Consider the following 8024-nt stretch of genomic DNA (forward strand, 5'->3'; position numbering starts at 1 on the left):
CCGATACTACGGAGCCGCCGGCTGCGCGACAGGTCATTGCAGCGAAAGCTCCGGTCCAGGCAACCGCGTGCGGCGGCCGTGCTACAGGTCGCGGCGGGCTTTGCCCAGGAAGAAGTCCATGCTCCAGCGCTGGACCAGGTTGCCGTATGGCGGGCGGAACAGGCCGGTCGGGAACCAGCGCCGCACGCGGAACACCGACTTGGCGTGCGACAGCGCATAAAAGCCTTCCGGCCCGCGCCAGCTGCCGATGCCGGAATTGCCGCTGCCGCCGAACGGCAGGTCGCACTGGAACACATGCCAGGCCCAGTCGTTGAAGGTCATGCCGCCGGCGTGGACGTCGCGCTGCAAACGGCGGCATTCGGCCTCGTCGCTGCCGTAGTAGTACAGCGCCAGCGGACGCGGCGCGGCGCCGACCAGGCGCAGCGCCTCGTCGAAGGAATCGCAGGCCAGCACCGGCAGGATGGGCGCGAACAATTCCTCGCGCATGATGCGCATCGCCGGCGTGACGCCGGTGACGATGTGCAGCGGCACCACGCGGCCGCCGTCGCCGGCGCCGCAGGGCGTGACCGTCGCGCCGTGCGCCACGGCGTCGGCCAGCAGCTCGCGCACGCGCGTGGCCTGGCGGTCGGAGGCCATCCATGTATATTCGGGATCGCCGACCGGGTCCGGGTACATGCGGCGGAACGCCAGCTCGGCGGCGGCGACGAAAGCGCCCACGCTGGCCGACGGCACCAGCGCATAGTCGGGCGCGACGCAGGCCTGGCCGGCGTTGAAGGCCTTGCCGTGCGCGATCGAGGCGGCGGCCACCGCGATCGAGGCCGAGCGGCCGACGATGGCCGGCGACTTGCCGCCCAGCTCCAGCGTCACCGGCGTCAGGTTGGCCGAGGCCGCGCGCATCACCTCCTTGCCGATGGCCGGCGAGCCGGTGAAGACGATATGGTCCAGCGGCAGGCCGGCGAAGGCGCGCGCCACCTCGACGCCGCCGCCGAACACCGCCACCTGCTCTTCGGAAAACAGGCTGGCCAGCATGTCGCGCAAGACCGCGGTGCTGCGCGGCGAATATTCGGACATCTTGATCATGGCGCGGTTGCCGGCCGCCAGCGCCGTGACCAGCGGCCCCACCGCTTCGATGATGGGGAAGTTCCATGCGGCGATGATGCCCACCACGCCCTTGGGCTGGTAGACCACGCGCGCGCTGTTGCCTTTGAATAGCCAGTCGGCGCTGCGCCGCTGCGGCCGGATCCAGCGCTTCAGGTGGGCCAGCGCGTGGTCGATCTGCAGGGCCGGCGCCAGCACGTCGAGCATCTTGCATTCGAAGGCGGAGCGGCGGCCGAAGTCCTCGCTCATCGCCACCGCCAGCTTGTCCTGCCAGTCTTGCAGCGCCTGCCGCAAGTCCCGCAGGTCGCGGCGGCGCTGGTCCAGCGGCGGGTACGGTTGAGCGGCGCAAGCGGCGCGCTGGCGCGCCAGCACGCTGGCGAGGCTGTCGATGGTGTCGTTGGTCATGGGAGCTCCGGCAATTAGGTCGGGCCATATTAGGAACACGGCCGCGACGGCGCAGGTCATCGCGGCCGTATCGCCGGTCCGGGCAAACTCAGCGCGCGGCCGATAGCACCAGGCGGAAGCCGATATGGGACATGGCGCTGGCGGGATCGGCGCCGCGCCGCGCGCTGGGCCGGTAGCTGCGGCAGTAGCTCTCGTCGCACAGGAAGGAGCCGCCCCGTATCACCCGCTTGGGCGCTTGGGTCGGCACGCCGCCGGCGTCGGCCTCGTCGTCGTAGCTGTCCACCGGGCCGGCCGGATCGCGCACCGGCCCGCCGTCGGCCGTCGCGGCCAGCTGGCTGAAACGGTCGCTGCGATAGCGGTCGGCGGTCCATTGCCAGGCGTTGCCGGTCATGTCGTACAGGCCGTAGCCGTTGGCCGGGTAGCTCTTGACCGCCTGCAATCCCAGCTGCGCCCGGTATTCGGCCCGCACCACGGGAAACCGGCCCTGGTCGGGAAACACGTTGGCCTTGCCGCGCGGCCTGGCGCCATCGGCGCCCCAGGCATAGTCGGCCTGTTCCAGGCCACCGCGCGCGGCGTACTCCCATTCGGCCTCGGTCGGCAAGCGCTTGCCGGCCCAGCGCGCATAGGCTTGGGCGTCGTCCCACGACACCTGCACCACCGGATATTGCTCCTTGCCCGCCAGCGTACTGCCCGGCCCCTGCGGATGGCGCCAGTCCGCGCCCGGCACGTAGGCCCACCAGCGCGACCAGTCGTCCAGCGGCACCGGTTCGCTGACGCCGCGAAACACCATCGCCCCCGGCACCAGTTGCGCCGGATCGGGACGCGGCGTGCCGGGCGGCAGCTGGACCCGCAGGCTGTCCCATGTCGGCGCCCGCTCGGCGCTGGTGACGTAGCCGGTGGCGCGCACGAAATCGGCGAACTGGGCGTTGGTGACGGCGGTGGCGTCCATCCAGAAGCCGCTGACCTTAGCCGCGAACACCGGCCGCTCATTGGGACGGGCCAGCGCACTGGCGCTGCCCATCAAGAACGGCCCGCCGGCGATCCAGACCATGCCTGGCGGGACATCCGCGCGCTGATAGCCCAGGCCGAACGCGTAACCGATTCCCGCGCTGGCCACGGCCAACAACGCCACCACACATGCGCTGCGCCGCATCATGCCCGCCGCCGACGGCGCGCGACCAGCACGACCACCAGCAGCAACACCCCCACCAGCGCCCACGGCAAGGCCGCCAACAGCTCGGGCAGGAACACATGCTTGAGCGCGTACAACTGGCCTTGCACCTTGTAGTCATAGCCCTCCGGCATGGGCAGCACGCCGTTCTTGCGCGCGTATTCCTCGTAGTCCCGCTGCATGGCGGCAAAGCGCTGCGGCTCGCTGTCGCGCAGATCGCGGACCTCGCCGGGATCGCTGGCGATGTCGTACAGATGCCACTGGTTGTCGCCGACCGGCGGCATATTCTTCAACAGCTTGTAGTCGCCCTTGAACAGCGCGGCGTTGCCCGACAATTCATAGCCTATAGCCTGGTCCTCGCCATGCGCGCGCACTGCCCTGCCCTGCAGCACCGGCATCAGGCTGCTGCCCTGCAGCGCCTCGACCGGCTGGCCGCGATAGCTGCCGGCCGGCGCCGCGACGCCGGCCACCTCCAGCAGGGTCGGCACCAGATCGGTGACATGGGTCAGCGCCGTGGAGACGCGATCGCCCCGCGTGCCGGGCACGCCGGCGATGATCAGCGGCGTGCGCAGGCCGCCCTCGCCGGCGAAGAATTTGTACGTCGACAGCGGCGCGGCGGCGGCGCTGGCCCAGCTCGGCCCCAGGCTGGACATGGCGCCCTTGCCGCCGAGGCGGTCGAGGTCGCGGCTGTAGTGCATGCTCATCCACAGCCGTACCGCCGGGATGTCGTAGGGATCGGTCGGCTCGGCGCCGTTATCGGACAAGAACACGAACACCGTGTTGTCGTACTCGCCGGTGCGCTTCAGCTCGGCGACCAGGCGGCCGATCTGCTGGTCCATCGCCTCCGCCATCGCCGCATACACCTCCATGCGGCGCGCTTCATAGGTCTTCTGCTGCGCGCTCAACGCGTTCCAGTCGGCGCTGCTGGCCATGGTCACCATGCCGGCGCCGGCCGGGATCAGGCCCAGCTCGATGGCGCGCTGGCGGCGCGCCTGGCGCAGGGCGGTCCAGCCGGCGTCGTAGGCGCCCCGGTACTTGTCGATCAAGGCCTGCGGCGCCTGCACCGGAATATGGTTGGCCTGGAAACCCAGGTAGGCGAAGAACGGCTGGCCGCGCTGGCGGTCGGCGCGGATGTTGGCGATGATTTTGTCGACGATCAGCGTCGACGAGTAGTAGTCCGCCGGCAGATGGACCGGCCGGTCCTGCTCGAACCAGCTGGCTTTGTCGTACAGGAAAATGTAGGGCTTTTCCTCCCAGTTGTCCGAACCGCTGTCGGCCTGGATGAAGGAGCGTTCGAAGCCGCGCCGGCCCGGCAAGGTGGCGGCGGTTTTCCCCAGATGCCACTTGCCGGCGGCGTAGGTGTGGTAGCCACCGTCGCGCAACAGGGTCGCCAGGGTCACAACGCGGTCGTTGAGCACGCCGCCATAGCCGGGTTTGCCCTCATGGACGGCGGGCATGGCCTCGGGCATGTTGCCGACGCCATTGCGATGATTGTCGACACCGGTCAGCAGCATGGCGCGGGTGGGCGAGCATGATGCGGCGACGTGGAAATTCGAAAAGCGCATGCCGCGCCGCGCCAGGCTGTCGATCTGCGGCGTGGCGATCTCGCCGCCGAAGGCGCCGACGTCGCTGTAGCCCCAGTCGTCGGCCACCAGCACCACGATGTTGGGCCGCCGCTCCGGCCTCGCCTCGGCCGCCGCTTGCGGGCACGCCAGCGCCAGCGCCGCCGCGCCCAACAGCGCGCTGCGGCGCAACACGGTTCCAAGCTTACCCATAGTCGACTCCCTGGCTGGTGAGGCAGGCGCCGTCCGGGCGGGCGACGCGCTACGATGCCAGAAAGGATGCGCGAACACGGCGGCGCCCGCCTGTCATCTGCGGCTATCCTCCGGTCCGGGGAATGCGTTCAGTGCGCGAGGGTCGGCGCCAGCGCGCGCCATTCCGGCGAGCCGCGCAAGCGCTTGATTTCCAGCCAGATCGCCTCGGCATAGCCGCGGTCGGCATCATGGAAGGCCCGGTTGAAGGCCAGATAACTGGGGCGGGTAAGCAAGGGTTGCGGCAAGACCTCCAGCTTGTCGTGGAACTCGGCCCGCGCCAGCAACTCCTCGGCGACGCCGGACTGAATGACCGCCAGGTCGCCCTTGCGCGCCAGCAGTTTGCGCAGGGTCTGCTCTTCCATCGCGCTGCCGTCGTCGCCCGCCACCCCGAGCGCGGCCAGCGCCTCCCGCACCACGACTATCCCGGCCGGAAACAGCACCGGGCCGCCCAGATGGCTGAAACGGTCGCCATCCCAGTCGGCTTCGCTGCCGACGCGGCGCACCACGACATGGCTGACGCGGGCCAGCTCACGGCTCGGATCGATGCCCAGCCGGTCCATCGGAAAGGCGTAATCCGGCAGGAACGACAGGTTGCCGATCACCGGCAGCGCGGCCGCATAGGTGCCGGTGCGCAGTCCCTGCAAGCAGCGGCGCCACGGCACCGCGGCGAACGTCACCAGATCGCCCTGGCGCTCGACCGCCTTGCGCACCAGCCATTGGGCCTGGCCTTCATGGTCGGGAAAGAACAGCGGCGGAAACGCCCGGTCGCCCATGCACACGGCCAGCGTGCGCGCCGCACAGGGCGGGACCGCGCCGGCCATCAGGCTAGCAACTAACAAGGTACGAACAAAGCGCATGGACACCCCCGGTGGCAACTCACCCAGTGTACCGCGCCGCCGCCAGCAGGGAAAGCGCGGCGCCGGCGCGCTGGCGAGACCGGCGAATCGGCTGTGGCGACCTGTGGCGGCCGGCCCATCGTGCGACATTGGCGCCGCGACCCACCCCGGCGCGTGCGCAGCCGGCCCCTCACCATCTACCAAGGAATCCACATGTTTGACTACGTTATCGTCGGTGCGGGATCGGCCGGCTGCGTGCTGGCCAACCGCCTGTCAGCCGATCCGGCCGTCAAGGTCTGCCTGCTGGAGGCGGGCGGCGACAACCGCTCGGTGTTGGTGCGCACGCCCGGCGCCTTCGGCTACTTCATGTTCAGCCGCAAGTACAACTGGGCATACAAGGCGGCCCCGGACCCGCAGGCGCGCGGCGGACGGCCGATGTTCCTGCCGCGCGGCAAAGGGCTGGGCGGCAGCTCGGCCATCAACGGCATGGTCTACATCCGCGGCCTGCGGCGCGACTACGACGAATGGGCCGCGCTCGGCAACCGGGGTTGGAGCTACGACGAGGTGCTGCCCTACTTCAAACGTTCGGAAGACAACGCGCGCGGCGCCTCGGCCATGCACGGCCAGGGCGGGCCGCTGCATGTGTCCGACAGCGAGATGCAGTATCCGCTCAGCCGCACCTTGCTGGAAGCGGCGCGCCAGGCCGGCCTGCCGCTGACGGACGACTTCAACGGCACCCAACCGGAGGGCGTGGGCGCCTATCAGTTCACCATCCGCGACGGCAAGCGCTGCGGCGTGGCGGCCAGCTTCCTGGAGCCGGTGCGCGCACGGCCCAACCTGACCGTCATCACCGGCGCCCATGTGACCGGCATCGCCATGGAGGGCAAGCGCGCCGTCGGCGTGCGTTACGACGTCCAGGGCCAGCCTTGCCTGGCGTCCGCGCGGCGGGAAGTGATCCTGTCGGCCGGCGCCTATGGCAGCCCGCAGTTGCTAATGTTGTCGGGTGTCGGCGATCCGGCCCAGCTGGCGCGTCACAACATTCCGCTGGTCCATGCCCTGCCTGGCGTCGGCGCCAACCTGCAGGACCACGTCGACGCCTGCGTGCTGACCGGCAGCAGCGATCATGGCGGCCTGAGCCTGACTGTGGGTGGCGTCGCCAGGGTCGCCAAGGCAGTCTGGAACTACTGGCGGCATGAGCGTGGACTGCTGCGTGCCTCGGCCACCGAGGTCGGCGCCTTCCTGCGCTCCAGCGAGGCGCAGGCCATCCCCGACGTGCAGTATCACGCGATCCCGGTGCTGTTCGACGATTCCGGCCGCGACCTATCGCTGCTGAGCAAGGTCGGCTACTCGATGCATGTGTATGTGCTGCGGCCCAAGTCGCGCGGCAGCGTCGGGCTCAGCAGCGCCGATCCGTATGCGGCGCCGGTGATCGACCAGCGCCTGCTCGACCATCCGGACGATATACGCTCGCTGGTCGACGGCATCCGGCTGGCGCGGCGCTGGCTGGCCGCGCCGGCGCTGGGCCGCTACCGCAAGCAGGAGCTGGCGCCAGGCCCGGATTGCGTCAGCGACGAACAGATCCTGCAGGCCTGCCGCGCGCGCCTGGGGAACGGCTTCCATCCGGTCGGCACCTGCAAGATGGGCAACGACGACATGGCAGTGGTGGGCGCGGACCTGCGGGTCCACGGCGTCGCCGGGTTGCGCGTGGTGGACGCGTCCATCATGCCGACGCTGGTCAGCGGCAACACCAACGCGCCGACCATCATGATCGCCGAGAAGGCGGCAGATATGATCGTCGCCGCGCACCAGGCCACTGCATGAACACCCTGCTATTGAGAATGGTCGCTGCGGGGATGGCGGCACTGCCAGGTGCGTGCTGGGCGGCCAGCGATGGCCAGGCCCAGGTGACGCTGCATTACTACGAGCGTCCGCCGCTGCACTACACCGACGCGCATGCGCGGCCGGCCGGATTTATCGTTGAAAAGACAAGCAGCATCTTCAATCAAGCCGGGATTTCCTACGCCTGGAAAGTGACGCCAGCCAACCGCATCCTGGCCCTGATAAAAACCGCGCCGGGATACCACTGCACGCCGGGCTGGTACAAAAATGCCGAGCGCATGCAGTACGCCAGATTCTCCGCGCCGATCTACATCGACAAGCCGCTGGTGGGCCTGAGCCGGGCTGATTTCAGCGCCGGCGAGGGCATCACCGCCCGGGATCTCTTCCGTCGGCCGGCGCTGCGCCTGCTGCTCAAGCAGAATTTCTCCCAGGGCGCTTACATGGACAAGCTGATCGGACAGATGCCCGACGCAAATATTCAGCGCGTCAGCGCGGAGGTTCCGGTGATGGTCAAGATGATCAGGCTTGGTCGCGCCGACCTGATCGTCACGACGCAGGAGGAAACCGAAGCCTTTGTCGCCAGCGCCGGCTATCGGATGGATGAATTCCGCGTGCTGAAGTTCCCCGACGTGCCGGCCGAGGAAAAGCGCTATATTTTATGCGGCAACAATGTGCCGATGGAGCTCATGCGACAACTCGATGAGGCCATCAGCAAGCCATGAAAGCGTAATAAGCGCTGAATCAAACGCAAAAAGGGCAGCCACATCGGCTGCCCTTTTACATACTGGAGCGGGAGAAGAGTCTCGAACTCTCGACCTCAACCTTGGCAAGGTTGCGCTCTACCAACTGAGCTACTCCCGC

The 8024-nt window shown here is 68.8% G+C and carries 6 protein-coding genes and 1 tRNA gene; 2 read left to right on the forward strand and 5 right to left on the reverse strand.

All coding sequences use genetic code 11. The features are described from left to right. Positions 1 to 81: 81 nt before the first annotated feature. From V6M89_RS05140 to V6M89_RS05155, 4 genes are all read right to left on the reverse strand, one after another. On the reverse strand, positions 82 to 1503 hold the full coding sequence (locus tag V6M89_RS05140; RefSeq protein ID WP_332852178.1) for an aldehyde dehydrogenase family protein: 1422 nt from the start codon (positions 1501 to 1503) through the stop codon (positions 82 to 84). A gap of 88 nt (positions 1504 to 1591) precedes the next feature. Further along, entirely contained in the window at positions 1592 to 2659 is a 1068-nt protein-coding gene (locus V6M89_RS05145) for a formylglycine-generating enzyme family protein (protein WP_442881949.1), read from the reverse strand. Further along, a complete protein-coding gene (locus tag V6M89_RS05150) occupies positions 2656 to 4449 on the reverse strand; it encodes an arylsulfatase (RefSeq protein WP_332852179.1) in 1794 nt (597 codons plus the stop codon). The genes V6M89_RS05145 and V6M89_RS05150 overlap by 4 nt, the downstream gene beginning before the upstream one ends. A gap of 128 nt (positions 4450 to 4577) precedes the next feature. Continuing rightward, positions 4578 to 5345: a hypothetical protein gene (locus tag V6M89_RS05155; RefSeq protein WP_332852180.1), complete on the reverse strand. Its 768-nt coding sequence runs from the start codon at positions 5343 to 5345 to the stop codon at positions 4578 to 4580. Positions 5346 to 5537: 192 nt separating this feature from the next. Between V6M89_RS05155 and V6M89_RS05160 the strand changes: the two genes are divergently transcribed. Both V6M89_RS05160 and V6M89_RS05165 read left to right on the forward strand, forming a co-directional pair. Continuing rightward, the gene (locus V6M89_RS05160; protein ID WP_332852181.1) at positions 5538 to 7145 is read left to right on the forward strand and encodes a GMC family oxidoreductase; all 1608 of its coding nucleotides are present in this window, start codon (positions 5538 to 5540) and stop codon (positions 7143 to 7145) included. Next, complete coding sequence (locus V6M89_RS05165; RefSeq protein ID WP_332852182.1) at positions 7142 to 7885, forward strand: substrate-binding periplasmic protein; 744 nt, start codon at positions 7142 to 7144, stop codon at positions 7883 to 7885. Before V6M89_RS05160 ends, V6M89_RS05165 begins: the two co-directional genes overlap by 4 nt. A 63-nt stretch (positions 7886 to 7948) precedes the next feature. Here V6M89_RS05165 and V6M89_RS05170 read toward each other — a convergent pair. Then, a tRNA-Gly gene (locus tag V6M89_RS05170) sits at positions 7949 to 8024 on the reverse strand.

Origin of the sequence: Duganella sp. S19_KUP01_CR8, assembly GCF_036688705.1 — a bacterium.
Taxonomy (GTDB): Bacteria; Pseudomonadota; Gammaproteobacteria; order Burkholderiales; family Burkholderiaceae_D; genus Rugamonas.